The 26922-nt window shown below is 58.6% G+C and carries 20 protein-coding genes; 9 read left to right on the forward strand and 11 right to left on the reverse strand.

The genetic code is table 11. From position 1 onward, the window contains the following. Positions 1 to 319: 319 nt before the first annotated feature. Positions 320 to 1516 carry a DegT/DnrJ/EryC1/StrS family aminotransferase gene (locus tag BM235_RS05130; RefSeq protein ID WP_090110148.1) on the reverse strand — a complete coding sequence of 399 codons (1197 nt, stop codon included), beginning with the start codon at positions 1514 to 1516 and terminating at the stop codon, positions 320 to 322. 13 nt (positions 1517 to 1529) lie between these two features. Continuing rightward, positions 1530 to 2744: a neutral/alkaline non-lysosomal ceramidase N-terminal domain-containing protein gene (locus tag BM235_RS05135; RefSeq protein ID WP_158543909.1), complete on the reverse strand. Its 1215-nt coding sequence runs from the start codon at positions 2742 to 2744 to the stop codon at positions 1530 to 1532. Between the two features lie 98 nt (positions 2745 to 2842). On the opposite strand from BM235_RS05135, the gene BM235_RS05140 reads away from it, so the two are divergent. Further along, positions 2843 to 3784 carry an AraC family transcriptional regulator gene (locus BM235_RS05140; protein ID WP_090110153.1) on the forward strand — a complete coding sequence of 314 codons (942 nt, stop codon included), beginning with the start codon at positions 2843 to 2845 and terminating at the stop codon, positions 3782 to 3784. Here BM235_RS05140 and BM235_RS05145 read toward each other — a convergent pair. From BM235_RS05145 to BM235_RS05155, 3 genes are all read right to left on the reverse strand, one after another. Then, positions 3781 to 4737, reverse strand: coding sequence for a Gfo/Idh/MocA family protein (locus BM235_RS05145; RefSeq protein WP_090110155.1), 957 nt, complete (start codon positions 4735 to 4737; stop codon positions 3781 to 3783). The genes BM235_RS05140 and BM235_RS05145 overlap by 4 nt on opposite strands. Before the next feature lie 196 nt (positions 4738 to 4933). Next, positions 4934 to 5935, reverse strand: a complete 1002-nt coding sequence (locus BM235_RS05150; RefSeq protein WP_090110157.1) for a hydroxyacid dehydrogenase — start codon at positions 5933 to 5935, stop codon at positions 4934 to 4936. Between the two features lie 10 nt (positions 5936 to 5945). Then, positions 5946 to 6791 (reverse strand): sugar phosphate isomerase/epimerase family protein, encoded by an 846-nt coding sequence (locus tag BM235_RS05155; protein WP_158543908.1) that lies wholly within the window; start codon positions 6789 to 6791, stop codon positions 5946 to 5948. Between the two features lie 156 nt (positions 6792 to 6947). Between BM235_RS05155 and BM235_RS05160 the strand changes: the two genes are divergently transcribed. The 5 genes from BM235_RS05160 to BM235_RS05180 all read left to right on the forward strand — a co-directional run bounded on the left by BM235_RS05160 (position 6948) and on the right by BM235_RS05180 (position 12249). Beyond that, positions 6948 to 7844, forward strand: a complete 897-nt coding sequence (locus BM235_RS05160) for an AraC family transcriptional regulator (RefSeq protein WP_158543907.1) — start codon at positions 6948 to 6950, stop codon at positions 7842 to 7844. A 120-nt stretch (positions 7845 to 7964) separates the two neighbouring features. Further along, positions 7965 to 8723, forward strand: a complete 759-nt coding sequence (locus BM235_RS05165; protein ID WP_255374062.1) for a sugar phosphate isomerase/epimerase family protein — start codon at positions 7965 to 7967, stop codon at positions 8721 to 8723. Between the two features lie 28 nt (positions 8724 to 8751). Continuing rightward, positions 8752 to 9564 carry an AraC family transcriptional regulator gene (locus BM235_RS05170; protein WP_090110163.1) on the forward strand — a complete coding sequence of 271 codons (813 nt, stop codon included), beginning with the start codon at positions 8752 to 8754 and terminating at the stop codon, positions 9562 to 9564. Between the two features lie 617 nt (positions 9565 to 10181). Continuing rightward, positions 10182 to 11207, forward strand: a complete 1026-nt coding sequence (locus tag BM235_RS05175; protein ID WP_090110165.1) for a phosphodiester glycosidase family protein — start codon at positions 10182 to 10184, stop codon at positions 11205 to 11207. A gap of 34 nt (positions 11208 to 11241) precedes the next feature. Then, entirely contained in the window at positions 11242 to 12249 is a 1008-nt protein-coding gene (locus tag BM235_RS05180; protein WP_090110167.1) for a bifunctional glycosyltransferase family 2/GtrA family protein, read from the forward strand. 23 nt (positions 12250 to 12272) lie between these two features. On the opposite strand, the gene BM235_RS05185 is transcribed toward BM235_RS05180, so the two are convergent. Further along, entirely contained in the window at positions 12273 to 12866 is a 594-nt protein-coding gene (locus tag BM235_RS05185) for a TetR/AcrR family transcriptional regulator (protein WP_090110169.1), read from the reverse strand. Between the two features lie 288 nt (positions 12867 to 13154). Here BM235_RS05185 and BM235_RS05190 point away from each other — a divergent pair, with 288 nt between their 5' ends. Next, the gene (locus BM235_RS05190; protein ID WP_090111028.1) at positions 13155 to 14582 is read left to right on the forward strand and encodes a DHA2 family efflux MFS transporter permease subunit; all 1428 of its coding nucleotides are present in this window, start codon (positions 13155 to 13157) and stop codon (positions 14580 to 14582) included. Between the two features lie 140 nt (positions 14583 to 14722). Beyond that, positions 14723 to 15274, forward strand: coding sequence for a dihydrofolate reductase family protein (locus BM235_RS05195; RefSeq protein ID WP_090110171.1), 552 nt, complete (start codon positions 14723 to 14725; stop codon positions 15272 to 15274). A gap of 78 nt (positions 15275 to 15352) precedes the next feature. Here BM235_RS05195 and BM235_RS05200 read toward each other — a convergent pair whose 3' ends face one another. After that, positions 15353 to 16441, reverse strand: a complete 1089-nt coding sequence (locus tag BM235_RS05200) for a VanZ family protein (RefSeq protein ID WP_090110173.1) — start codon at positions 16439 to 16441, stop codon at positions 15353 to 15355. 334 nt (positions 16442 to 16775) lie between these two features. Here BM235_RS05200 and BM235_RS05205 point away from each other — a divergent pair, with 334 nt between their 5' ends. Continuing rightward, positions 16776 to 18023, forward strand: coding sequence for a carbohydrate-binding protein (locus BM235_RS05205; RefSeq protein WP_090110176.1), 1248 nt, complete (start codon positions 16776 to 16778; stop codon positions 18021 to 18023). A gap of 69 nt (positions 18024 to 18092) precedes the next feature. On the opposite strand, the gene BM235_RS05210 is transcribed toward BM235_RS05205, so the two are convergent. The 4 genes from BM235_RS05210 to BM235_RS05225 form a co-directional block, all read right to left on the reverse strand. Next, positions 18093 to 18746: a PspA/IM30 family protein gene (locus BM235_RS05210; protein ID WP_090110178.1), complete on the reverse strand. Its 654-nt coding sequence runs from the start codon at positions 18744 to 18746 to the stop codon at positions 18093 to 18095. A 1-nt stretch (position 18747) separates the two neighbouring features. Next, a complete protein-coding gene (locus BM235_RS05215; RefSeq protein ID WP_090110181.1) occupies positions 18748 to 19242 on the reverse strand; it encodes a hypothetical protein in 495 nt (164 codons plus the stop codon). Positions 19243 to 19867: 625 nt separating this feature from the next. Further along, entirely contained in the window at positions 19868 to 25180 is a 5313-nt protein-coding gene (locus BM235_RS05220) for an S-layer homology domain-containing protein (protein WP_090110183.1), read from the reverse strand. 135 nt (positions 25181 to 25315) lie between these two features. Next, positions 25316 to 26875: an extracellular solute-binding protein gene (locus tag BM235_RS05225; protein WP_090110185.1), complete on the reverse strand. Its 1560-nt coding sequence runs from the start codon at positions 26873 to 26875 to the stop codon at positions 25316 to 25318. Positions 26876 to 26922 lie beyond the last annotated feature (47 nt).

Genomic DNA, 26922 nt, shown 5'->3' on the forward strand with positions numbered 1-26922 from the left:
ACTCCGCCTCTGCATGGGAAAGGAGTACTTTAATCGATTTATTGCCTGAATCCGGACTTTTGGATCCGCTTTCATTTTTACCTTCAGCACTTGATTTTCCTTCGCTATTCGGACTGCTCTCATTTGCTTTGTTTTCATTGCCGGAACACGCGGACAGCATGAGTGCAAGTGCGATGACGGAGAACCAAATTTTCTTCATTTCGTGAACCCCTCTCGTCTAGTGTCCTTCATGATTTATGTTTGCAAGGCGGCCATCTGCCCGAGGTCGCGATCCTACAAGGCATTTGGCCAATCCTATGAAACCGCATCGTATATGGATCTATAAATAAGATTGCATGACTTTGTCGATACCGCTCGCAATGTCTTCCATATCCCTCTCGGATCCAAGAAGAACGTGCTGGTGCAGCCAGAGCAATTCATGTTCGGACGCTCTTTCCGCCACCGGACAGCTGTTCGTCTTCGCTTCTCCGACCAGCATGCGTATTCGATCGATAACGGCGGCGTTCTTGTTAAGAGGCACGTAACCTGCAGTGACGGGTATTCCCTCCGCGTTCAACTTGCGGATAAAATCTTCTTTAACGATTTTGTCCTTAACGCCTCTGTCCAGCTTGAACATATAAAGGTGGTTCGCATGTTTTGTAATTCTGCTATCGTACTTCACGGGATGGATGCCCTCAATACGCCGCAATCGTTCGTCCAGATCGTTCGCGCTGCGCTGGCGTATCTCCATCTGTTGTTCTACGCGGCTCAGCTGCGCTAGCGCCAGCGCGGCCTGCACCTCGCTGAACCTGAAGTTCCAGCCAATGCGCTCGTGCTGATACCATTTGCCGTTGCGAATACGACCGCAGTTATGAATCGACCAGACATGCTCGGCCAGCTCCTCGTCGTTGCTTACAATGACGCCACCCTCGCCGCTATTGAGATTTTTACTGGATTGGAGGCTGAAGGTGCCCAGATCGCCTAGCGCTCCAATGCCTTGGTCCTCCCATTTGGCGGCTACCGCTTGTGCGGCATCTTCGATTAGACTTAGTTTGTGCGTCTTCGCGATTTGACGTAGCCGGGTCATATTGGCCGGTGCGCCTGCAATATGAACGGCGATAATCGCCTTCGTGGCCGGCGTGATCGCCGCTTCGACCTTGTCCGGATCAATCAACATCGACTCGTCAACGTCCGCAAATACCGGAATTGCTCCAATCAGCAATGCGGCTGTAGCCGTAGCAATGAACGTATAGGGGGGCATGATGACCTCATCGCCCGCATCCACGCCTGCAGCCAGCAAAGCAATGCTTATGGCGACTGTGCCATTGTTGACAGTTATCGCATATTTCGCATCCTGCAGACAGGCAAATTTTTCCTCGAACGATTTGATTTTATCCGGATTAACCCCGCCCCAATTCCCCGATCTGACCGTCTCCAGCACAAGCTTCTCTTCCAGCTCTCCGAAGATCGGCCAATCGGGAAATGGATGCGTTCTTACCGGATTACCGCCATCTACTGCGAGTCTTGACTTCTGCATGCTGCTACGCCTCCTAAGTATGTTCGTTGATAATAGCCAAGAGTTGTCTTTTCACCGTTGCCTCGACGGATTGATCGAATGGACCCGGAAGGCCGAAATAAGGCACGGATTCGATCGGCTCATATCCGCCCTCCAGCAGCTGTTCGGCGGTTGTAATATAGCCAAGCATTCCGTTGCTGTAAGCCAGAGGGATTAGATCGGGCGAGCGGCTTTTCACGAACAAGCCGTATTCCACGACCATCTCGCCGTTCATCGCTATAAATGTTAAACCATCGGCTATATTTATTTTCGTTATTTCAAATAGGGCTTGCTCCCTGGTCTTGCGGTGCGGCGACGGTATCTCTGCGAAAGGGAGCACAGTAATTGACCGCCTGCTAGTCAACGCTGCCGGTTCCAGCCGTTCAAGTTCTCCCGATACAATCGCCTCCACATCGTCGGCAAACTTTTTTCCTACGATGGAAATGGCGTCCCGATCGCTTTCTGCAGCTTCCGGCCTAACAGGATTAATATCGCCGCAGCATCCTTGTAAATAAGCGCATACCGTCAAGGAATCGTATCGGCTCTCCAGCTGCTCCATCGCGTACCCGATAAATTCAGAGGATACGGCATTGCGGGCAGATAACGTGGGATGGCAAGCATAATGGGTTAGCACGCCCTTTTTCCTGCCTGCGGAAGTCGTAAAGACGAAAACCCTCAGTTCCGGATCGGTTATGCCTTCCTCATTCGGCGCCAACACAATCCGTTCCCCATTTTTCTTCCTGCGATTCACGCTGATTCCGGAGCTGCCTTTGCCCCTATGTATGCTCACGGACTCGGCATCGCCTACTGCCTGTTCCACGCTCCGCATAACCGCTTGCTCCAAAAAAGCGAGGTAATCGGGATCAGGTTCTCCTAAACCGATTGTTTGCGTTGAAATGGCCGGACCTGAATGCGTATGGGTGGCATTTAAAATAATGGCACCTAGCGGGATTCTCCACCGCCGCGCAATAAGCGTGCGCAGCCGGTCAGCCAGTTGATCCGACCAGAACAAAATATCAGCAGATACAAGCAGCGCCTGTCGCTTCGAGCGATCCGCCGCGTGCTGCCGGAAATAAAACGTCCGAACGTACAAGCGGCTGTTAACGGTCTCGAACTTTCGATTTTCCCGGACGGCAAATCCCGCAAGCGGCAAAGGGAATGGCGGGGTGATGTCGATTTTGGCCGTACCGACACGCAATGGAAGCGCCACAGAATCACTCCTTTCGATTTCTATGGTATAATACATTTCATTCAGAAATCGGTCATTTTTTATTTTTTCCCGGTCAATAGAAAGAAAACAGAAAGAAAATGAAGAAGAAAACGGGGGAAATCAACATGGTGAAGTTTCCGGAATACGAAGATGTTCTATCTTTATCCGGGGCCGTGAGCCGCAAGTTTTCCTGCGTGGTTACAACGCACACGCTCCAAAAGCATTACGCTTTGCACCACCATGACGTGCTCGAACTTGCCCTCGTCGTGAGCGGAACAGGGACCGAGTTTATTAATGGAAGTCCGCATAAACTTCAACCGGGAACAGTCACTTTTTTACGACCCCATGATATGCATGAAATATTCTGCGACGATTCGGGCGTGGAAGTGATCTGCTGCATGTTCGATATCAGCCTGCTGTTCGGATCGACCATGGAGGCGGATTTCGGAACGATCATCCTGGGAACGAATGACGGATCGACTTCCTATGTAGATCTCGAACCTCTACCATACGCCGAAATGCGCAGTTGCCTTGAGAAAATGCGGTTGGAATACCTGGATGACAAACTGGCTAAAAACTCGTATATTCGCAGCAAGCTGATTGAAGCCTTGATTATCTATTTCCGCGCTCATCAAAAGAGCAATAATCTTCCTTCGCCGAGTTCCAATTATCGTACGAAAAAGCTGATTTGGAACGTCATTCAATACGTAAACACCCATTATATGGACGACCTATCCCTAGAAACGCTCTCCAGCCAATTCGATGCCAGCGTATCGGCTATCAGTCTTTCGTTCAAGGAAGTCATGGGAACGAATTTTCTCCATTATTTGCACAGCCTTCGGATCAGGAGAGCGACCGGCCTGCTTCTGAACACCAGCATGTCCGTCCTGGATATCTCCGTGGAGACGGGCTTTCAATCCTTCCGCACCTTTTCCCGGGTCTTCGTTAAGTTCGAAGGGCTATCGCCTCGCGAATACCGTTTAAAATGCGCCCGAGGCACGACAAACTTACCTTCTATGCCAGACGTTTCAAAGAATTAGGATTCGATGCACGCTAATATCAGATTCGCTATTCGGACCGCCGAACAGGCTTCTTCCGCCGTTATAGGGAGCGGACCGTTCGTCTCGATGGCCCGGATAAAGCTCTGCAACTGGCAATAATAAGGGTCCTCAAGCGCTGACGCCTCGGGTATAACGACGCCCCGATCCGCTGAATGCGCGTGAACCGCCTTATTGTCTATCGCAATGTTTTCTTGCGCGCTGCCGTAATGAAGCTCTCCCTGATCGCCCGTAATATCGAAGCCGGCATGAAATTCGGACGCGCCCCAAACGGCCTCAAGGCTAGCTTCGGTTCCGTTGGCGTAATAGAGCCGTGCCCATGCTTGCTCCATTCCCTCGCGAGCTATCGTTTCCGCGCTTATATGCGCAATTTGGTCTCCTAGCAGCCACAGCACATAATCAATATCGTGAATCATCAGATCGAACACAATGCCGCCGCTTTTTCGCTTATCCAAAAACCAACTGTTCTCCGCCGGCATTAGGCTTGCTCTTGCCGCACGCACGGACGCGACCGATCCCGCCTTCCCTGCGCGCATGAGCGTTCGGGCATCTCTATATTCCGGAAAAAATCGGACCACATGCGCGACGCACAACCTGACCCCATTGATTCGGCTTGCCTCTATGAGTTCCAGGCAATCCGCCTCTGTCAGCGCCAGCGGTTTCTCGCAAATCACGTGTTTTCCGGCGTTCAACGCCTGCAGCACGTATTCCTTATGCAAGTAAGTCGGTAAAGTCACGCAGACGATATCGATGTCCGGACGCGCGATCATGTCGCTGTAGGATTCATGGATGCCGGCTTGCAGACGATCGGCTAAACCGGCTGCTTTCGCCCGCTCGGGATGGCAGACTGCGGTTACCCGAACCCCATTCATCCTTATCAAACGTTCGGCATAAACGCTTCCCATTGCGCCGCACCCGATTAAACCAATGTTCATTCCTACCAGCCTCCTCTTCTTTCTTTTTCATTGTAATGATATCCGCTAAAAAGGAAGGTCAAAATTGTTATGCAAGCAGTCAATTCTGATATTTCAAAGAGAACGCAAAAAAGCGGGGTGCCGCGGCTTGGGAATCTAAGCCGTGGCATCCCGCTTTTTTGTTAGGTCTTGCTTATGCGTCGCGCCTTCAGGATCGTTATCTTGGCGTCAGCCGGCGGAAATGCTCGCGAGTCACGGTGCCGATCGGCGCCTCGCCCTTCGTGAACCGATGAAGCTCGTCGACGATAAAGTCGCACAGATCACGCTTCAGGAGGCCGTGGAAGCCGCCGATATGAGGCAGGCAGAGCACGTTGTCCATCGAGAGCCATTCGTGCTCCCGCGGCAGCGGCTCCGACGCGTATACGTCGAGCGCCGCGAATATGCGCCCGACGCGCAGCTCGTCCGCCAGCGCCAGCTCCTGCACGATCGGGCCGCGCGCCGTGTTGACGAACAGCGCCCCGTCGCGCAGGCGGGAGAGCTGCTCCGCGCCGATCATGCCCTCGGTCCGCGGCGTCCACGTATTGTGCAGCGAGACGATATCGCTGCGCTCGAACAGCTCGTTCAAGCCGACGAGCTCCGCGCCCAGCGCGGCCGCCTCCTCCGGCGGGCAATAGCCGGAATGAATAAGCAAGCGGACGTCGAACGGCTTCAGCATGGCGATGACCTGCTTCGAGATCTCGCCGTAGCCGACGATGCCGACGGTTCTGCGCGTCACGCCGAGCACGGATTCGCGGTTGTTGTTGCTCCACTGCCCGCGCTTCAGCCTGGCGGCATAGCCCGCGTGATCCCAGGCGCCGGCCAGAATAAGCGATACGGCGAGCTCGGCGGTCGAGCGTCCGAGCACCGTGTTGGCGCTCGTCACGACGATCGGCGTATCGAACACGTCGTCGCCGACGATCGAGGCGACGCTGCCGGCGCCATGGCCGATGAACTTCAGCTTGCCGGCGCGCGCGAGCACGTCCGGCGAGAAAAACGGCGAGCCCCACGACGTGATGCAGGCGTCGTAATCGCCGATCCGCTCGGCAAGCGCCGCGGCGTCGAACGGCTGCCCCGGCGAGACGAAGTCGGCTTCGGAAAAGCTCGCCAGCTTGTCGCGGACCGCCGGCCGCCAGAACAGCTCGAGCAATCCCGGATCCGCAATCGTAACCAATGTTTTCATATCGCGTCCCTCATTTCCCCAGTTGGTCTAAAATATCGCGCATCTTCGCCGTATAGGCGGGAAAAATCGTCTCCGGCTCCATGCCCGGCAGCTGCAGCTCGGGCCGCCATTTGGTCTCCCACTCCAGGGAGTAGCTGCCCGCATAGCCCGCGCGCTCCAGCGTTTCTACAATAGAAACGATCGGAACCCGGCCCTCTCCGATCCGCGTGTACTTCCAGTTGCTTCGCATCGGATCCTCGAACGGGACGCCGTCCTTCATATGGACGTGGGCGCACTGCGCCCCCAGCAGCGCCACCGTCTCCTCCGGCTGCTCGCCCTCTTCGAGCGGGTGGATGATATCGTAGATGACCGCGCAGTTGTCGCGCCCGACATCGTCCAGCAGCTTGCGGAGCGAGCGGCCGGTCGCGAACTCGTTGTGCGTCTCGATCCAGATCGGCACGCCGAGCGGCGCCGCGTCGTCGCAGGCCGCCGCGATATGCGCGACGAGCGCCTCGAACGGGATGGCCGGCATAACCTGGTCCCTTCGTTCGGTGAAGTAGCCGAGGAAAACCCGTACGCCTCCCGCCTGCAAGTCATGCGCCAGCCTGACCGAGCGCCGCAAATTTTCGAGCTGCGCTTCGTCGCTGTCAAGACCGGTAAGACAAACGCCCGAGGCGATGTCGGTCGCCCGGACGCCGGCTCGTTCAAAGCTGCGGAAAGCCGACTTGCGCGCCTCTGCCGTCATGTCGGTGGATACTCCCCATGGCGCGCCTTCCCTGAGCTCCATGCCGCCGAAGCCCCAGCGGACGGCCAGCTCCAGCATCTCGTCCAAAGTCCTGCCCTCGCAGGGGAGCGTGCTGAATGCCAATCGATTCATGCCGCACCTCTCTTTCATTTCCGTCGCTTGCGATCGGACATGATGATTATGGCAGGGCTTTCAGGGCGATCGCCTCCCTTTTTCCGCGCTTCTTTTGAACATTTCCGAGAATCCGTGTACGATGATAGGAAGAGAACGAGACGCAGCGGAGGTCCTATGCCCGATTATCCGATTTACGGCTCCAAAGAGATGCTGGACGACGCGTTCCCCTTCAAGATCGAGATTCGGCGGCCCCAGACGATGAACAACGTTTTGCACGCTCACGAGCACCTGCAGCTTTGCTATATGCGCTCCGGCAGCTGCCTCCATTGGGCGGGCGGACAGTGTCATGTGCTGGCCAAAGGCGACCTTTTTTCAATCCCGCCCTTCCAGGAGCACCGGCTCGAGCGGCGCGAAGGGATGGACTTCGTCATGTACCAGGTCGACTTCATGCCGCACGCGGTCCACGAGAGCCTGCGGGACCTGGCGAGCATCGAGACGTTCGTCGACTTCGCCTTCATCCGCCCGCTCATCGCCGAGGCCGACCTGATGCCCAAGATGACGCTGACGCTGCCCGCGCAGGCCGTCGTCGAGAGCTTGCTGGACGTCATCGCGGCCGAGTGGGAAGAAAAAGAGGAAGGCTATCGCCTCGCGATCCGGGCCGAGCTGCTCAAGCTGCTCGTGCTGACCTGCCGGCAGTACAAACGATATTCCGGTGCCGAGAGCTCCCGCGAGCGGCAGCAGGTCGCCTACCACCGCAAGGCTTTTTTCGAGACGATCGCCTATATGGAGTCGCACTACGACGAGGATCTTCATCTGGAGGACATGGCGGCAAGGGCGCTCATGGCGCCGTCTTACTTCAGCAACCTGCTGAAGCTGGTCAAGGGCAAATCGTACATCGAGCTGCTGTCCGCGCTCCGCATCCAGGCGGCCATGGAGCTGCTGCTGGGCACGGATCTCAGCGTGACCGAGATCGCGACGCGCGCGGGCTATAATCATATCAGCCACTTCAACCGTACCTTTAAAAAGCACACCGGGCTCACGCCGGGCGATTATCGCAAGCATCAGGCCTGATCCCGCCTCGCGCCGGCAGTCAGATCGTTCATGTTTTAATGACATCCTTTATATTCGAGCCGATCAGCCGCTTTTATAATAGGAAGAAGCTTGAGCGAACTGCGAATACGGAGGATGCGGATGATGACGAAAATGAAGGTCGGATTGCAATTGTATACGTTAAGGGACGAGCTGGAGCGGGACTTCGAGCAAACGCTGCAGCGGGTGGCCGAGCTCGGCTACGAAGGCGTCGAATTCGCGGGCTATTACGGTTACGGCCCCGAGCAGCTGCGCGAACTGATGGACCGGTTGTCGCTGAAGACGGTCAGCACGCACGTGAACGTGAACCGGCTGCGCCATCACCTGGACGAGGAGCTTGCCATGAGCGCGGCGCTCGGCAACCTTTTTGCCGTCTGCCCGGGGATCGCCGCGTCGGAGCGCATGCCCCTGCCCGAGGCGGCGGCCTTTTTCGAAGCTTGCGGCGAGCGCTTTGCGGAGCAAGGGATTACGTTCGGCTTCCACAACCACTGGATCGAGTTTACGGAGACGCACGAGGGCGATCGATGGTTCGACGCGTTCTTCGGACTAATCTCGCCCGACTACCTGAAGAGCGAGCTCGACGTATGCTGGGTTGCGCACGGAGGCTGCGATCCGGTCGAATATATTCGGAAATACGCGGGACGCGTGCCGCTTATCCATCTGAAGGATATGCGCAAATCCCCGGCCGGCGAAGTCGAGACGGTGGAGCTCGGGCGCGGCGACATGGATCTGCCCGCCGTGCTGGAGGCCGCCGAAGCGGCCGGCACCGAATGGCTCATCGTGGAGCAGGACGACTGCGCGGGTCCGGCGCTCGAGAGCGTTCGCATCAGCAGGGAGTGGCTTCGCGAGCGCGGATATTAAAGACGAACGGAAGGAAGGAACATTCGCCATGTCGAACGATCAGCAGCTACGCGCCGATCCGCTATACGTCGGCATGGCGCACCACAAGAGACGTTCCCGCAATCCCGTTCAGAAGCTGGACTCGTACGTCATTCGCTTACAGACGAGCGGCAGCTGCGAGGCGCTGATCGACGGCGCATTCGTCGAGATTTTGCCCGGCGACCTGCTCCTGTTCAGGCCCGGGGATCCGTACGAGCTGATCCTGAGGGACAACAGCATCGATTATTACGTCATCTGCACGGGCTCTTGGATCGATGAGTGGTGGGCTCGCTTCGACCCGCCGAGAAAAACCGCCGTTCCGCTCGACGACGAGCTGCTGAAGCTGTGGAGCCGGCTCGAGCGGGAAACGCTCCGAACCGGCAACGCGAGAGACGAGCTGACCGATTACTTGCTGCGCGCTTTCTGCCTGACGCTGCAGCGGCTGTACGAGACGGCCGGTACGGAAAGAGCTTCGACCCCCGCCTACGTCGCCTACAGCATCAAGCGATTCATCGACCAGCATGCGGCAGAGGCGCTGACGCTCGAGCAGATCGCGAGACACGCCGGCGTCAGCGTATCCCGCACCGTGTCGCTGTTCAAGAGCTGCTTCAATCAGTCGATCATGAGCTATGCGATCGAAGTCCGGCTCGCGACCGCCTGCGAGCGCATCCGGCTCACGTCGATGTCGCTCGATGCCGTTGCGGCGTCTTGCGGCTTCAATAGCTATACTTATTTTCACCGGCAATTCCGAATGCGCTACGGGCTGTCTCCCCGCCAATACCGGGAGGAGCAGCAGAAGCGCGCGAGTTATCCGATTTCTTGATATGTACGCCCTTCCCGCCGATGGCCGGAAGGGCTTTTTTGGCATTCGCGGCAGCGACCGAGTTACACGGTAAAACCGTGTAACGGACCGGAATACCGCCTTCTGCGGACACCAGAGCCGCTATTTACACAAAAAACAACAATTCCGGCTCGCTCGCGGACAGACGTTCCGCTATTGCGCCGATTACCGTGCCCCGAGCACCGCAACGCCTTAAATAGCGGATCTACGGTCCGCAACCCGCTTCCATTCTCCCAATTTACTTAAAATAACGGCTTTACAGTCCGCACCATTTCTCAACTCATGCCACGATCTATCGTTGCTTCGTCTTCTGCGACGGTACCTTTAGAACCTCTGCCTGCTTCCTCCTATCACCTTCTCATCCCCCTTCCCGGTACCTTCACGCCCTCTCCCCGGCATTCCCCTTCCGTCCGGCGAACAGCCCCTCTCGCATCCGCCGCTCAAGCTGCGATTCGCCCCTATTCACTTTCAGCAATCGGTCAGCTTCGGCTCACCCTTCCTTCAGCTTGCGTTCAAGCTCGCTTCAGTTCCCTCCGCGATAATGAATCCGTAAGCAAACATCTTCTTCATACCGACAGGGAGTGGTCGCCATTAAACGCATGAAACGAAAAACCAAAATAGCCGTCACCGTCGTCCTGGTCCTCGCGACGCTCGGAACCGTAACGTATAAGCTCGCCGACCGGTACTTGATCGAACACGTGGAGGTCCGGGTCGCGAGCGCGCAAACGACATCGAACTTGCCGGCCGGCTCTAACGGAACGACGGCTTCGAACGGCTCGACAAGCGCCTCGGCAAACGATACATCGACAGCTTCGACTACAGACTCGTCCGCAGCTTCGACGTCCGGCTCGGCGACGGCCTCTTCCGGCAGCGTTCAGTCCGACGACTGGAACTACGAGAGCGACAATGAAAAGATCGGCATTCAAAAGGCGCAAAAAGGCTCGGGCGACGATCTCATCACCTATTTTGTCGCCGACGTGGTTCTCAAGAACGGCGCGGGCATCCAGACGGCTTTCGCCAAAGACGCCTTCGGCACGAACATCACGCAGAACACGTCCACGATCGCTGCCAATCACGGCGCCGTATTCGCGATCAACGGCGATTACTACGGCTTCCGCAACGACGGCGTCGTCATCCGTAACGGCACGCTCTACCGGGACGAGCCGGCGCGCGAAGGTCTGGCCCTTCTCTCGAACGGGACGATGAAGTCGTACGACGAAGAGGAGGAAAGCTCATCCGACTTGCTGGCCGAAGGCGTCACCAACACCTTCTCGTTCGGCCCGGCGCTCGTCCAGAACGGCGTCGCGGCAGACAACTTCGACAACGTCAAGATCGACACCAACTTCGGCAACCGCACGATCGACAGCGCCAATCCGCGGACCGGCATCGGCATGATCGCCCCGAACCACTACGCGTTCGTCGTCGTGGATGGCCGTTCGTCAGAAAGCAGGGGCATGACGCTGAACGAATTCGCGGACTTGTTCGCCGAGCTCGGCGCGACCGAGGCTTACAACTTGGACGGCGGCGGCTCCTCTACGATGTATTTCATGGGCAGGGTCGTGAACAACCCGCAAGGCAAGGAAAAAGAGCGAGGCGTAAGCGACATCATCTATCTGCCCGAATAAGGGCTGACGACAATCTCGCCGAGGAGGCACTTATATGACGATACTCATCCCGTCTTACGAACCCGACGAGCGGTTGCTGGGGCTGATTCATGATTTAAGAGAGGTCACGGATACTCCGATCCTGATCGTGGACGACGGCAGCGGAGACAAGTACAGCGGCATTTTCCAATCGGCCAGGAACGCTGGCTGCACCGTCTTGACGCACGAGGACAACAAAGGCAAAGGATGCGCGTTAAAAACCGGCTTCGACTATATCAAACGTACGGGCGACGCGGACGGCATCGTATGCGCGGACAGCGACGGGCAGCATCTGCCCCACGATATTTTGCGCATCGCGAGCACGGTCCGGACGCACCGGCGCCATATCGTGCTCGGCAGCCGGCGATTCACCGGCAAGGTGCCGCTGCGCAGCCGATTCGGCAATTCCGCCACCCGATTGGTGTATGCGTACGCGACCGGCGCGCCGATCCGGGATACGCAGACCGGGCTTCGCGGTTACTCGGCCGACATGCTCGACTGGCTGTGCCGCGTCCCCGGCGAACGGTTCGAGTACGAGATGAACATGCTGCTCGCCTCCAAGCCGGCGGGATACGCGACGCTCGAGGTGCCGATCGACACCGTCTACCTCGACGACAACAAGTCTTCGCATTTCCGCCCGCTCGCCGACTCGGCACGCATCTATTTTCCGTTTATTAAATTCGGCGCCTCGTCCGTCCTGTCGGCCGCGCTCGACTTCGTCCTGCTGTTCTTGCTGCAATGGATGACGTCGAACCTGCTCGTCGCCGTCGTCGGCGCCCGCATCGTCAGCTCCGCCTTCAATTATGCGATGAACCGCAAGTACGTGTTCGGTGGCAAGCGCACCGGCGTCCGGCGCTCCCTGCCCCGCTATTACGCGCTGGCGGCCACGATTTTACTGTTCAACTACGTGCTGCTGTATTCGTTCCACGAGACGATCGGCATTCCGCTGCTCGCCGCCAAGCTGCTCACCGAAGCTTCGCTATTCTTGTTCAGCTATTGGTGGCAGCGGAGATACGTTTATTAAGCGGCTTCGGGCGGCAATGCGTTTCAGGGCTTCTCGTGCTGGCGCCTCATGAGCATGAACTGCTTGGCCAAATATTGCGGCGTGTAGGGCATGTCGTTGCGCAGCCAGGAGATGATCGTGCCGATCAAGGCAGAAGAGCCGTACCAGACTACGATATCGCGCTGGATACCTAGGGCGGCGAGGTTCGCCTCCCCCTCCGGGCTGTCGATGCGTTCGATGACCATGCCGGTCAGCAGCTTTAAGAATTGCTCCGTAAAAACCGTCGTTCGCCTGGTCGTGAGAATGACTTTGTAAAATCGGAAGTTATCGGCGATGTGCTCGAGCAGGTTCACCATCAGCGGCCATCCCTCCGCTTGGACGGGGCTTTGCCGCAAAGCGGGCGATTGCAGGATCCCGCGAAGGTCCTCGATCATCTCGTCCGCCATTTTTTCCATCATGTCCGGAATGTCGCGGTAGTGCAGGTAAAACGTTACCCGGTTGATCGTGGCGCGCTCGGCCAGGCGGTTCACCGATATTTTCTCGACGTCCATCTCCTCCAGCAGTTCGACAAGCGCATCTCGCAGCATGCGCCGTGTGCGTACGATGCGAGGATCGGTACGCGGCGTAGCGTGACTCATATGAACCTCCCTTTCAAGATCCGCGGATTGGACGACAGTTTCTCTTCATTTTGTCTATCTTATCGGTCATAAACGACGGGATGCCGTTTCCATGCAAGTTAATTGACAATCCATTGATTACTGTCGATTGCAAAGCTCGCAGATCCGGTTAAAATCTAATTTATGCCGTGTTAAGTATATTACACAGTGTAAATTTAGTCCACCGCGGACTTGAAAGGGATGGGGTAGTTGAGTAAAACCTTGGCTGGAGAGGGCGGTTCGCTTAAAAAAGGGCCGATCCTGTTCATCATGATTCTGGGGGCGTTTCTGGCTACGCTGAATCAGACGGTCATGAGCGTGGCCACGCCGGAGCTGATGAAGGACTTCGATATCTCGGCGACGACGGCCCAATGGCTGACGACCGGCTACATGCTGGTCAACGGCGTGTTAATTCCGATCACGGCCTATTTGATGCAGCGCTTCACGACGCGGGAGCTGTTCCAGGCTTCCATGATTATTTTCTTCGTCGGCACGCTGACGTCGGCCGTCGCGACGGGCTTCCCGGTGCTGCTGACCGGGCGGTTGATCCAAGCCGCTGGCGCCGGCATTATTATGCCGCTGCTGATGAATGTCATTCTGACGCTTTTCCCGCCGAACAAGCGGGGCGCCGCGATGGGCATGGTCGGCTTCGCGATTATCTTCGCGCCGGCGATCGGACCTACGCTCGCGGGTTATGTACTGAAGAACTTTGCTTGGGAAACGATGTTCTACGGCATGCTGCCGTTCGTCGTGCTCGTCATCATTTTGGCCTTTATTTATCTGCGCAACGTATCGGAGCGGACCTTCCCGAAGATCGACATGGTCAGCGTGCTGCTGTCGACGATCGGCTTCGGCGCCGTGCTGTTCGGCTTTAGCCGGGCGGGCACGCTGGGCTGGTCGAGCGCCGAAGTCATCGCCTATCTGATCGCGGGCGTCGTCGCGCTGGCGCTGTTCACCTGGCGGCAGCTCGCTTCCCGCAATCCGCTGCTCGATCTTCGCGCCTTCAGGTACGACATGTTCACGCTCACGACGATCATTAACATTGCCGTTACGATGATGATGTACGCCGACATGATGCTCCTCCCGCTTTATTTGCAAAACGCCCGGGGCTACACCGCCCTCGAATCCGGCCTGCTGATGCTGCCCGGTTCGCTGCTGATGGGCTTCATGATGCCGATCACCGGCAAGCTGTTCGACCGATTCGGCGCGAAGTGGCTGTCCGTCATCGGCATGGCCATCACGATCGGCACGACCGTCGGCTTCATTAACCTGACGGACTCGACCAGCTACACGTATCTGGTCCTCATGTCCACGGGACGCCGGATCGGCATGGCGATGTTCCTGATGCCGATCACGACCGCCGGTCTCAACCAGCTGCCGCCGAAGCTGAACGCGCACGGCACGGCCATCTCCAACACGATCAAGCAGGTCGCCGGCGCTATCGGCACCTCGCTGCTCGTCACCGTCATGACGGACCGTTCGAAGACGCACTACATGGAAATGGCGGCCGCAGGCGGCACCGACCAAGCGCATATGTCCATGGAAGCGATGATTCAAGGCATCAACGACGCGTACCTCGTCATCATCGCGATCGGCGCGGTCGGCCTGCTGCTCTCTTTCTTCATCAAGCGCAAGGAACATCCGCACGAGGTAAAGGATTTGTCGGCGCGGACGGAAGTCAAAGTCCAAGAGGCTTAATGGACTGCCAAAGAAGCCGGTTCCCGCAAATGCGGGGCCGGCTTTTTGGCGCTGCACGCACATGAGCAATCCATGAGAAACCGTGCCTGCTTTTGGATGTTAAAATGTAGACATAAATGCGGCTATTAAGGAGGTTCCATATGGGACGCGTAATTCTGCAGATGAATGTGACGCTGGACGGCTGCTGCGACCACCGACAGGCGATCGCGGATGAAGAGCTCCACCGGTATTCGGAGGACTTGATGGACCAGACCGACGGCGGGCTATTCGGACGCGAAATCTACCAGCTGATGGAAAGCGCTTGGCCGGCCATTGCCAGCAGCGGCGAAGGACCTCCGTACATGGTCGACTTCGCGCGCAAGCTCGATCGGATACCCAAGTACGTCTTCTCGCGGACGCTGGATCACGTTTCGTGGCAGAACTCGTTTTTGTTGAAGGGGCCCGTTTCCGAGGAAGTGCCGAAGCTTCTAGCCGAAGGGAAGAGCCTGCTCGTCAACGGAGGTCCCGGCCTCGGATCCACCCTCGCGCAACTGGGCTTGGTAGATGAGTATCACTTTCTGGTACAGCCCATCGTTGCCGGATCCGGCCCCCGGTTGTTGGGCGGCATTCGCGAGCGGCTGAATTTGAAGCTGACCGAGACCAAACGCTTCGGATCCGGCGTCGTGGCGCTCCGCTACGTGCCCGTTCGTTAGCTGCTTGCCTTTTTGTTGTCCAGCCTGCCGGCTCGATTCGGCAGGCTGTTCGTCTTGTTAGCAGCGCATCCCGTCCTTCTAACTGACGACCTGCCGGGTACCGCTCCACCTGTCGTGGAACGGCACGCGACGGCGGCCCAGGACGCATCGAATCAGATGGATGCCGAGCCAGACATTCATGGCGAACAGTCCGACAGCGTACGGGATAAGCACGAGCGGCGGAAAATCGCGGACGGCGACGATCGGATAGGTCAGGTTAATGCCGCCGGCGAGCAGGTAGAGCAAGCCGTACCGCACGATCAGCTCCTGCAGCGCCACGCGCTCCCCCTTTCCGCGCACGCGGATGCGCACGACCCATTTGCCGGCCGTCCGACCGTTCGTCGCATAGGGAATGACGATAAAATAGACGATGACGACGAAGCCGAAGACGTAGAGAATCGGCAGACGGAGCATCCCCAGAACGGCGCAGACCGGCAGCAGCAAGCACCAATCGATCCCGGCGGCCAACGCTCGTCGCGTATAGCTCACCCGCTTAAGGGAAAGGTCGACCTCCGCGTCCAGCCGGTCGATCCGGGGCAGACGGCTCGCGAACCACTCGGCCAACACATATCCAAGCATTCCCCCCGCCGTATTCGTGATCAGGTCGTCGACGTCGAACAGGCGGTACGGATAATCGAAGATGCCGAAGATGCCCGTCACCTGCGTCGTCTCGAACAATAAGGACAAGCCCAAGGACAGCAGCAGGCAGCGAATCCAATGCGCGCTGAAGTAATACCGGAGAAACAGCCCGAACGGAATCGTCAGCAGCACGTTAAAGGCTACCTGGAGCACGGCCCGCTCGCCGAGCAGATGCGGATACGTCGACGGACGGCCTGGTTTGACGCCGGTCTCCCGGACGATGTCGGTCAGGAAGTGGAACGGGATCCATTGGAAATACGAGCCGGCATCCGGGGGCGCATTGTGGATCGACGGCGGCAGCGGCAGCAAAATGATAAAAACGGCGTTCAGCAGGTACAACAGCAGCAGGTACAGGATCAACGCCCGTATTTTGTGGACATAGCCATGTCGCCGGTACTGCACGACCAGGAAAGGGACGGTGAAGATCGCGGCAGCGATCGGAAAGCTTAAGAATGCATAGGAAATGGGAAACAGATAAGAACCGAGCATGAGCGAACACCTGCCATTTACATTTTCAGGCTTAACTATACCGCATTCCGGATCCGAGCGCCCCCGCTTCAAGTCGATTGCAAAGAATCGAAACCATTCATATGCGCGCGAAAGCTCGACCGTTTAATAATTGAAAAGTTTCGGTAAACGTGACCATATCATGCTTCTTGGCTAGATGATAAGTTCATTTTGCGCCTGAGAGACGACATTCCTTTGAAAACGGGCTCAAGGCGACTCGCATAAATAAGGGGGTGGCGGATGGAGCCCTGGCGAACCCGATCGGATCGGATGTGACGGCAAACTTGGAAGCGTTATCAAAATGAGGAGGGATACGATGAAAAAGTTAGTATCGCTGATCGTGCTATTGCTTCTGCTGACGGATGCGGGCGCCGCCTTCGCCGCGCCCAAAATCAATACGTTCGAACGGCCTGCCCGAGGCAGCGCCTACACGCTAAGCCAGTGGGCGCTCGACGGCTGGAGCGCGCCGTGGGACAACGGCATGAGCACGCGCACCTGGATCGACGGCTACAACTTCAACCACTCCGGCGGCCAGTCGCTGCGCGTCTTTTATCCGCAAGGACAGATCGATCCGCCAAACTCAGGCGCTCAGGCGCCGTTTGAGGTGACGCCGGGAAGAGAGTATTACTTGTCTTATTGGGTTCGCTTCAGCAGCGATTACAGCTGGGGAACGACCGAGTTCGCGGGCAAACTAGGGCTTGGGTTAGCTGGTGGTGGTGCGTGTTCGGGCGGAATTCCATGCACGGGCTACAACGGCTTCACCTCGCGCATGATCTGGCGCAGCGGCGGGCAAGCCGCCATTTACTACTATCATATGGACGATGCGGGGCAGTACGGCGACTACGCGGTGCTTAAAAACGCCAACGGCTCGGATATCTACTATCCGAAAGGAACCTGGGTGAACATCGTCCAGCGCCTGAAGGTGAATACGGTAACCGGCGGCAACGCCAATCCGGACGGCGAGATCCAGATCTGGTACAACGGCGTATCGGCGGCGAATATCACGGGGCTGCGCTTCGTACGGAATGCGGATCTGGTGGACAAAGCGTACTTCTCCTCGTTCTTCGGCGGCGCGACGTCTTCGTTCGCGCCCGCGAACGACTCGTACGTATGGTACGACGACTTGAAGGTATCCACGAACCGGGCGGACATCTGCGAGCTTAGCGCGGGAGGCTGCTACGCGCGCACGTTCCAGGCTGAAGACTACACGTCGATGAGCGGCGTCATGAAGGAGACGACGCCGGATACGGGCGGAGGCCAAGACGTCGGCGGCATCGATAGCCAGGACTGGATCGCGTTCGGCAACGTGCAAATTCCGAGGACAGGAACCTATCTTGTGGAATACCGCGTCGCGACGCCTAACAACAACGGCAAAATCTCGCTCGACATCAATTCGGGCGCGACCGTGCTGGGCGAGATCGACGTGCCGAATACCGGCAGCTTCGCAAGCTACCGTACCGTCTCGCACGTCGTCCAGATGACGGCCGGAACCTACCAGTTCGGCCTCTATGCCGTCACGGGCGGCTTCGATATCAATTGGTGGAAGATCACGCAATTGTATTGATCGATTGATTCGCGCGAAGAAGCAGTCCCCCGAGGTTTATCCCGAGGGGACTGCTTCTTCTTTTGGAGATTAGGCCTGCCTTGCGGCCTTCAGCTTCGCCAGCTCCGAATCGATCTCGTCCCGCTCCGACCATTCCGCCAGATTGACCGCAGGACGGCTCGTGGATAGATGAGCTTCGGCGCCCGCTTCCCAACGCATCACCTTCTGTTCGATGCGTCCGAACTCCCTGGAGATCTTGTCGGCGTCGCCGTAGGGTACGGCTTTTACGGTCTCCTGGATCGCCGCGGCCGCATTGGCGCGCGCCATCAGGAAGGAAAGCTTGTTGTTCAGCTCGCGGTGCAGCTCCTGCAGCCGGTCGATCTCTTGCCGCAGATTCGCCGTCTGATTGCGGATGACGTCGCGCTGCTCGAGATAAGTTTGCAGCAGCTTGCCGTGATGCAGCTTCTCCTGCAAGGCCAGCGCCGCGATATCGTCCTGGCCGCGGTCCACGGCCAGCTCTGCCTGCCTAGCCCGCTTGTCCACGATCTGTCCCGTCTTCGCCACGAGCAGATCGTACTGCTGCTCGGCGGCGATCTGCGCCGCCAACGCGCCGCGGGCACGGTCGATTTGCTCTTCCAGCTGCCTGATATAATGCCGGGCCATGCTGATCGGATCTTCAATGCGGTCCAACACCCGGTTTACGTCTGCGGTTGCGATATCCTTCATTCTCGAGAATATTCCCATTTTATCGTTCCTCCTTGTATTGGCTGCGTTCCCACTCGTCCAAAAACTGGCCGCGGCTCACGCTGGTCGTATGCGGTGACCGTATGGCCTCTTGCATGGATGCTGCGAAGGCTTTGTTGCGGTTGATTCTGCGAGTCAGCCAGATGACAAGGGCGACGACGGCGAGGCCCCAGAACGGCGTCAACAGGCTCATCAGGGAGACGGCTGCGATCAGGGCGCCCGCCCATTTGAGCAGACCCTTCGCTTTGAAGAACACGACGGCGCCGAAGAACAGCAGGACGCTCCGCAAGACGATCATCACGATCGGGTAGATGCCGGCGGCTTGTCCGGCCTGCGAAGGCGGCTGCCATCCGCGCCGTCCGAACCCATGGCCCCATGCCTGCTGGTGAACGACCGCTTCGTGATGGGGAGTCCCGATCAGCTTGGCCACCAGGATCATGAACAGAACGACAAGCGAGCCGATGGCGATTCCCTTAAGTATTGAAGCGCGTTTCACGTTGTCACCTCCTTCCCTCACCGGTTGTTCCGGTAAGACAAGGATATCCCCCCAGGCTGAATGCTGCGTGAATGCCAACTGATGCTTGGTTGAATGGGAACTGAAAATGCGCTTAATGCCAAAATGGCTGCCACTAAGAAAAACCGCCAGGGAAAGATTCGCCCTGACGGTCCTTTTAAGTTTAGTTTGGCGGATATCCGAAACCGGAGTCGCACGGAACGTCTATCGATGGCTCTCCGACAGCCGTTCCGACGAGCCAGCTTATCGCCGCCAGCGTCGTTTTTTCGCCGTAATGCCTGCAAATATACATCTCTATTCGCCGGTTTCGATCCGTTTAAACAGAATAGATGCAAAAGTGCAGTTATTTTACGTCATCAGCCGAATTTCTGGCTTGTCCATTGCATTTACCTGCATATTTGCGGGTATTTTATCAAGTGGGACGAGTCGGTAGAGAATGCATGTACAAATGCAGTTATTTGACCCGTCAACCTCCATAAAGCCCCCGCCCATCGAAAGCGCGCTTACCTTTCCGGAAATTTTCACCCAAATATATACTTTCTAATCTTCGGACAAAAATGCCGCCGGCAGCCCGATACGGGCGCCGGCGGCATTTTTTACGGCGAGCTTATGGACGCGCCTTCGCCTTCATGAGCTCGATTAGACGAACGACGACAGTCGCAGCCTCGGCGCGGGTTACGGTCCCGTCCGGCTCGAAGCGGCCGGCTGTTCGGCCCTTCATGAGGCCGTTCGCCTGAACCGCGCGCACTGCGGGCGACGCCCAGGCCGGGATTCGCGCTTCGTCCGCGAAGCCGGATGGGGCGGAGGGATCCGCGGCGGGCTCGTTGCCCAGCGCGGCTGCGAGCATGACGGCGAGCTGCGCCCGGGTCAGCCCGGCGTTCGGTCGAAGCGTACGATCGTCGTAGCCGTGCAGGATGCCGGCTTTGACCGCTTGCGCGACGGCCTCCGCGGCCCAATCGAAGAGCTGGTCGCGGTCCGCGAAGTCCGTCACGGCACCCGCCTGCCCTTCGGGCTGCAGCGCGTTCATCAGCATGACGCTGAACTCCGCGCGGGTGACGCTCCGGTTGGGCTTAAACGTGCCGTCCTCGTAGCCTTTGACGATGCCGGCCTTCGCGGCCGCCTGAATGTCGGCGCTCGCCCAATGTCCTTGCGTATCGGCGAATGCCGATGCAGCCGGCGATGCGTTCACGGCGAGTACGGCGAACTTGGTGAGGTGGTCGGACGCGACCTCGACAGCGTTGCCGTCGATCGTGCCGCCCATCTCGACCCATTGCTTTTTCGATTCGTCGTAATAATGAATGGAAGGCTTCTGCCCCTCTCCGATCTTGCTGGGATCGAACGTCAACCGGATCTGGATCGGCACGCCGAACGTGCCCGATTCGCTCTTCGTGATCTCGTAGATCGGGCTGGCCGCTTGATCCCCCTCCTTCAAGAGCTGCGCGATGAGGGCAGCATCGCCCAGCTTGACGATCTTGTAGGTCGCCATCCGGTTGAGCGCGCCTGCCGGTACCGATACGACGATTTCTTGGCCAATCGACAACGATGCGGCCTCGCCGGCCTGCACCTGCCGCTCCGCCTGCTTGGCCGGCGAAGGCGTCGGCACATAAATCGGCGTCGGCGTCGGTGCGGGCGTCGGCGTCGGCGAAGGCGACGTTGACGGCTCAGGCTCGCCTTCCGACTGGACGCTCGCCATGACGAAGCCATTGTCCGACTTGAAGGCGATCTCCTTGCCTTTCCAGCGGACCTTGGACGCGCCCGGCGCATAGACGACGGCCGTCACTTGATCGAACGCGCCCGCATCGCCGGTGGCAAGGTCCAGCACGCCATCCGCGAAGCTCGCCGTCGGCCGTACCAACGCCGCCGTCCCTTCTTTACCGTCCACGAAGTAATATTGCAGCGCGCCTGCCGTCTCGGCGTCCGCCTTATAATAGAAGACTTGCTCGCGGCCGTCCTTCAGCTTCACGTCGACCCGACCGTCGTCCGTCTTGCCTACGGAAGCGATGGCGCTCTCCCCGGCGTACGGCTCCAGCACGCTGACGAACTGCGCGTTCTTGGCCTGAACTCGGTTTACCAGCGTCGGCGTATAGACGTCGGTTGCGTTGCCGGGCCCAGGCGCTTCGCCCACGATCATCCGCGTCGGCGAATCCGACGCGGCCGTCAGGCTGAACAGCTTCAGCCCGTTACCGGACGGCAGCTTCCAAGCGCCCTCCCATTGGCCCGCCACCGTTTGCGACTTGCCGTTCCGGAAAAAGGAATACGCGTCCTTCGTGCCGAGCGGCCCCGCAAATGGCGTCATCGCCTGATCCGTCGAGAAATCGCCCATGCCGTGCAGTACCCAATCGTACTGGCGCTCCGTATCGGAGGCGACGCTGAACAGATCGATCAGGTAGTCCTTCGTCACCGCGACGGTGCGTTCGTAACCATTCATGCCCGCGTAAGCTTTGCTCGATGTATTAGTCATGATGCCGAGCGGACCCGACTGCAGGAACAGCTTCGTCGGCTCGTACGTCTCCGCGCCGTTCGCGGTCGGGATCTGCTGCGTATCTCCGTCGACCAGCACCGTATTGTGCGCGAACGACTTTTTATAATAAGACTCGTACATCGAATTGCTGTATGGCGGAATGCCGAGATCCGGCGCGAGACGCTCGCCTTGGCCGAAAATCTCGAGATGCAGCTTGTCCGGATGGCCGTGATAACCGCCGTGAAGGCCGTAGTCGACGAGCGCGTACAGCTGGTCCTCGCCTTCCCCGGCGCGCAGCACCGAATGGCCGAGTCCGTTGAAGTTCATGCTCTCCGCGGACAGCGATCCGCCGTTCGGGACAACCTCCGCACCGTAGAAGACCGCCTGCTCGCCCGCAATGCCGGAGGCGGTGTTGCCCGGCACGATGAATCCGCCTCTGACGCGGCCTTTGTCCGCATACAGTTTGTTCAGCAGCGCGCCGTAGACCGGATCGCCATAGTGCGCGTAGACGGCCTCGTAATCCATCGGCACGACGCGTCCCGGCGCCGCCAGGCTCGTCGGATATTTGCCGGAGTCGTTGCCGTTGATGATGCCGAGATCGGGAAACGCGTACTGCAGCGTCGCGTCGTACATTTTCTTGAAGTTCGGATTGGCGAACAGATCGTAGCCCATGCCGAGCAAAGCCTGCGCGTGGTCCAACAGCGCGGACTGCGCGTAAAAGTGGTACCCGATCGCGCCTTCGTACCAGAAACCGTCGGACAGCACGCTATTGTTCATCTGGAAGTTGAAACCGCTGCGGCCCTCAACGGAGAAGTCCATCAGCGTCTTGTCTTCCAGTATCGCCCCGATCGTGCCGATCGCCGCGTTGTGCCACGTCTGCCAGTTGGACTTGCCGACATCGTAGCCCTGCAGCGTTTTCGCCGACGGCGCGAACAAGTTCTGCTCGATGTCGTACTTCTCGGCGGCGGTCAGCAGGCCGCTCGGCTCGATCAGATCGTAGGCATGCGCCAGCTCGATGATCTGGACGGCCTCGTCCAGCGACTGATAGTAGATTCTGCCGTTCAGCGGCTGCAGCGGATAGCTCGGGTACAGCGCCGCATAATGCGTCAGAATCTCCTTGGCCTTCGCCGCATATTTCGTCTCGCCGGTCAGCGCGTAGACGAGCGCGAGATTGCGAGCGGCCTCGATGTTCACCGTGTGGGCGGTGAACCGCCAGGCGGCGTCCAGGTCATCGCCCGTATGCCAGGTGCCGTCGGTCGGGCATTGATGCTCGTTCGGTTTATCGTAGTCGAAGACGAGCGGCGTATCTCCGCACACGTACAGCGTGCTCTCGCCGCCGGGCTTGGATGGGTAATATACCGTCTTATCGACCCATGCGTCCGCCTTGAGCCGGATCGCCGCCAGGTAATCGCGCGCCCAGCCGTAGGACTGGATCTTCGCCTTTGCTTCTGCTAATTGATCCTGCGAGACCATCACGTAGGGATGCTGCTTCGTCGCGGTTCGCGGCGCGCCGACCTTCAAGTTCAGTTCAATCGTCGTATCCTTGCCGCCCGCGAGCGGATGGACGTTCAGGACCGCCTTGACCGTGCTGCCCGCCTGCGCGGCTGCCGGGACGGTCGCCTGCACGTCGACGTCCGTCTCGGCACCGTTCGCCACGACGGCGGTCGTCGCCGGGAACGTCGTCCCGTAACCCGCGCCCATCGGCGTCTTCAGCGACAGCGCATAAGCCGTATCGGCGCCGCCGATGTTTTTCAGCGAAAAGGCGTAGTGAACCTCGCTGCCCGGCAGCGCGCTCTTGTCGATTTGCCGGATCGACGGCTCGACCGCGTTTTTGGCAAGCGCCATCGCGTCGAAGTACAGCTTGTCGTCCGGACTCGATACCGGGTCCGAATCGTACCAGCGGGGATGAAGAATCACCTTGCGGATGTTCGCGAGCTTCGCGCCGCCGTTGGAGTTGAGGAATTTGTTGAATGGGAGCTCGATCTTCTTCCAGCCCTGCCAGTCGACGAAAAAGGAGCTCATGAAATATTCGTTGCCCGGATTCGCGTCGTCCGGCGTGCTGATGATGACGTATATTTTTTTGTTGGACACGCGGTCCGAATACAGCCAAAATTCAAGCTGGTCGTTCGACTGCCATGGCGCATTCGTCACGTCCGCGACGTCGATCGGCGCGGTCGGATCGAGCCAGCGGCCGGAGAAGCCGCCCATGACGGCCGGCTCCGCCGCCGGGATGGTATTCGTCCAGCCGGCAAACGTCTCCGTATTGCCGATCTGAAGACTCGAGCTGCTCGACAGATCGATATCGTAGGCGTAGCTCGTCTCCTCGCTGACCTTCCCCTCGAACTCCGCCTTAGCCTTGATCGTCTGCGAGCGGTCGACGAGCAGCGGCGCCGTATAAGGCTTGAAGTCCGCATCCACGCCCTCGATCTTGTAATAGATCTCGGCGCCTTCCGTAGCCGAACGCAAGGCAACCGTTTTCGGTTCGGCGTACGTGCCGGCGGCCGGGCTTGCCGTCACGTTTTCCACGAAGTCGCGGTAGACGAACGTATAGTTATAGGTCATCTCCGCGCTGTCCGTCCCGGCGAGAGACGATTTAACCGCCAGCGTCGTATCCTCGGTCAGGACCAGCGGCGCGGCATAGCGCTTAAAATCGGCGTCGACGCCGACCCGTTTGTAATAAACGCCTGCAAGCACCGACGGCTTCGTCGCGCTGGACAAGGTTACCGTCGCCTTGTTGACGTATTCGCCCGACGGCTTGTCCGCGACGGCGGGATACACTTCGCCGGTTCCCGTCAGGCGGAAGTCGTCGAGATACATGCTTAAGCTCGGATCGAGCGTCGTGCCGGAGACGCCGGCCTGGTCGAGCCGGACGTAGTCGAGCGGTCCCCATGCCTTGACGCCGGCCGAGCTCGTCTGCGTCTTGACGACGGACAGCGGGATCTCGACTTCCTTCCAGCCGGTCCAATCGAGCGGCAGCCGGTAGTAGTAGTACTCGCTGTCCCCCTTCATGAAAAACCGGAGCTGGATCGGCTTGTCCGCCTGGTCGCCCGTCCGCGCCTTCACGTTATACGCCCAGAACTTTAGCGTGCTGTAGCCGTTCAGATCGACGCTCGGCGCGACCTTCGGATAGATCAGCGCCGCACCCGCGATGTACGCGGTCGGATTCGCGGCGTCGACGTTGATCGCGAGCAGCCACTTCTTGGAGCCCGTTCCTTCCTTGATATAGGCCGGATCGGTATTCGGAACGAGCGCGACGCCAGCGGTGCCGACCGTGTCGCCCGCTACGTTCGTCGTAGAATCCATGGCGTTCAGCTGCTGCGAATAAGGAACGATCAGGGGCGAGTCGCCCCCGCCGGCCGCCTCCGCCGCGTTCGGCGGCAGCGCCGCGAGCGCGCTCGTGACGAGCAGGAGCGCGGCCATTGCGGCCGCCAGCTTCTTTTTCAACGTGAGAAGAGTCATGCAGAACCTTCCTTTCGCGCCTTCGGGTATGGCAAAGCCCCGCCGAATCGACCAACGGGGCTTGCGATGTTTCCTTTTGCTGCATGTTCCGTTAACTGCTTGTTCTGTTCTACTTGTCGGTCAACGCTCGCTTGCTTACTTCACGGCCGCTTTAGCTCGCTCGTCCGCTTTTTTGTAAATCTCCAAAATCTCTTCGTAGCCGAGCTTCCTCTGCTCCTCCACGAACTTGTCCCACGTATCGAAGCTGCGCGTGCCCATGATGAACTTCGCGAAGTTCTCGTCGCGGTGGCTGTTCAGCGAATCGCCCTTCGTGCTCAGAATCTGCTGCTCTTCCGGCGTGAACGGCGGCGTCGACGTCTTGTCGTTGTCGTACTGCGGCGCCTGCTCGTACGCGGACTTTAGCTCCGGCGAGGAGACCGAGATATGAGCGTTAAAGTCGAACCAGGTGTACGTGCCGTCGGTCGAAAGGCCCGTCTTTTTGCGCAGGTCCGAGATGTCCGTGTACTTCTCGATGAAGCTGTCGCCGCTGACGGTGTCGCCTTCCTTGCCCCAGCTCACCAGCTTGTGCCCTTCCTCGGAGTAGAAGAAGTCGATGAACTTGACGATGTCCTTGATCTTCTTCGACTTGGAGGAGATCATGAAGCCTTCCTCCGTGACGGCCGTGAACGCGTTCTTCTGCAGACCGCTCGGACCTGCCGGCGGCGTCATGAAGTTCATGGAGAAGTCCGGATTGTCCTTGCGCAGCGCGCTGTTGTAGAAGTCGATCCGCCCGATGTAGTCGAGCGTGACGAACGCGCGGTTCGTGGACACGATGTCCTGCCACATTTTCGTGTCGATCGTCAGGAAGTCCTTCGGAATGAGTCCCTCTTTATAGAACTTGTTGAAATAAACGAGCATGTCCTTGTACGCAGGCTGCACCGGCGCATACTTCCATTCGCCGCTGGTCCCGTCTAAATAAGCGCTTGCCCGCTGCGCGTCGACTGGCGCAGACACGCCGAAGCCCGCCGCGAAGTCCTCGAAGTAGCGCAGCCCGTTGCGCACCGTGAGCGGATAGCTGTCCGGGTATTCCGCCTTCAGCTTCTTCAGCGTCTCGTACAGCTCGTCCCACGTCTTCGGCGTCGACAGGTTCAGCTTCTTGAAGACGTCCTCGCGGTACATCCACGTGCGGCGGTTGGACTCCCCGAGCCCCTGGTTCGGGAATTCGTACATCTTGCCGTCGGAGGACAGCATGTTCTGCGTCTCGGCCGGGTATTTCTCCATCCAGGCTTTGAAATTCGGCATGTCGTCGACGTAGTCGAGGATGTTGACGAGCGCGCCCTGCTGGCCGAATTTGTCGGCGAGGCGCTTCTCCTGCGTCCACATGATGTCGGGCATGTCGCCGCCGGCGATGGCCAGGCTGATCGCGTCCTCGAGCAGATTGCCCGCGGGCAGCTGAATGTCCAGCGTGACGCCGGTCTTCTCTTTAATGTAGGACCAAATTTTCCAGTTCGCGTCGTACGGCCAGCTCGGATTGCTGTAATCCAGGAACGTGAAGGTTTGCGGCGTGAGCTCCGCGGGTGCTGCGGATGCGCTTGCGGACGCCGAGGCCGACGCGGACGGCGACGGACTCGCCTCGTTGTTGTTGTTCGAGCACGCGCCGAGCATGACGCTCGCGCCCATGACCGCGGACAATACGACGGCTGTCTTTTTGTTCATTGTTGCCCCTCGCTTTCTGTTTTCCGATCGAATTTTCCCATGTCTGT

It is taken from the genome of Cohnella sp. OV330 (assembly GCF_900112065.1).
Lineage (GTDB): Bacteria > Bacillota > Bacilli > Paenibacillales > Paenibacillaceae > Cohnella.

Excerpts from the sequence above, each read along its gene's own strand:
- BM235_RS05130 (WP_090110148.1), bottom strand. The coding sequence starts at position 1,516 with ATGCAGAAGTCAAGACTCGCAGTAGATGGCGGTAATCCGGTAAGAACG.
- BM235_RS05140 (WP_090110153.1), top strand. The coding sequence starts at position 2,843 with ATGAAGAAGAAAACGGGGGAAATCAACATGGTGAAGTTTCCGGAATAC.
- BM235_RS05145 (WP_090110155.1), bottom strand. The coding sequence starts at position 4,737 with ATGAACATTGGTTTAATCGGGTGCGGCGCAATGGGAAGCGTTTATGCC.
- BM235_RS05150 (WP_090110157.1), bottom strand. The coding sequence starts at position 5,935 with ATGAAAACATTGGTTACGATTGCGGATCCGGGATTGCTCGAGCTGTTC.
- BM235_RS05155 (WP_158543908.1), bottom strand. The coding sequence starts at position 6,791 with ATGAATCGATTGGCATTCAGCACGCTCCCCTGCGAGGGCAGGACTTTG.
- BM235_RS05160 (WP_158543907.1), top strand. The coding sequence starts at position 6,948 with ATGCCCGATTATCCGATTTACGGCTCCAAAGAGATGCTGGACGACGCG.
- BM235_RS05165 (WP_255374062.1), top strand. The coding sequence starts at position 7,965 with ATGATGACGAAAATGAAGGTCGGATTGCAATTGTATACGTTAAGGGAC.
- BM235_RS05170 (WP_090110163.1), top strand. The coding sequence starts at position 8,752 with ATGTCGAACGATCAGCAGCTACGCGCCGATCCGCTATACGTCGGCATG.
- BM235_RS05175 (WP_090110165.1), top strand. The coding sequence starts at position 10,182 with ATGAAACGAAAAACCAAAATAGCCGTCACCGTCGTCCTGGTCCTCGCG.
- BM235_RS05180 (WP_090110167.1), top strand. The coding sequence starts at position 11,242 with ATGACGATACTCATCCCGTCTTACGAACCCGACGAGCGGTTGCTGGGG.
- BM235_RS05185 (WP_090110169.1), bottom strand. The coding sequence starts at position 12,866 with ATGAGTCACGCTACGCCGCGTACCGATCCTCGCATCGTACGCACACGG.
- BM235_RS05190 (WP_090111028.1), top strand. The coding sequence starts at position 13,155 with ATGATTCTGGGGGCGTTTCTGGCTACGCTGAATCAGACGGTCATGAGC.
- BM235_RS05195 (WP_090110171.1), top strand. The coding sequence starts at position 14,723 with ATGGGACGCGTAATTCTGCAGATGAATGTGACGCTGGACGGCTGCTGC.
- BM235_RS05200 (WP_090110173.1), bottom strand. The coding sequence starts at position 16,441 with ATGCTCGGTTCTTATCTGTTTCCCATTTCCTATGCATTCTTAAGCTTT.
- BM235_RS05205 (WP_090110176.1), top strand. The coding sequence starts at position 16,776 with ATGAAAAAGTTAGTATCGCTGATCGTGCTATTGCTTCTGCTGACGGAT.
- BM235_RS05210 (WP_090110178.1), bottom strand. The coding sequence starts at position 18,746 with ATGGGAATATTCTCGAGAATGAAGGATATCGCAACCGCAGACGTAAAC.
- BM235_RS05220 (WP_090110183.1), bottom strand. The coding sequence starts at position 25,180 with ATGACTCTTCTCACGTTGAAAAAGAAGCTGGCGGCCGCAATGGCCGCG.
- BM235_RS05225 (WP_090110185.1), bottom strand. The coding sequence starts at position 26,875 with ATGAACAAAAAGACAGCCGTCGTATTGTCCGCGGTCATGGGCGCGAGC.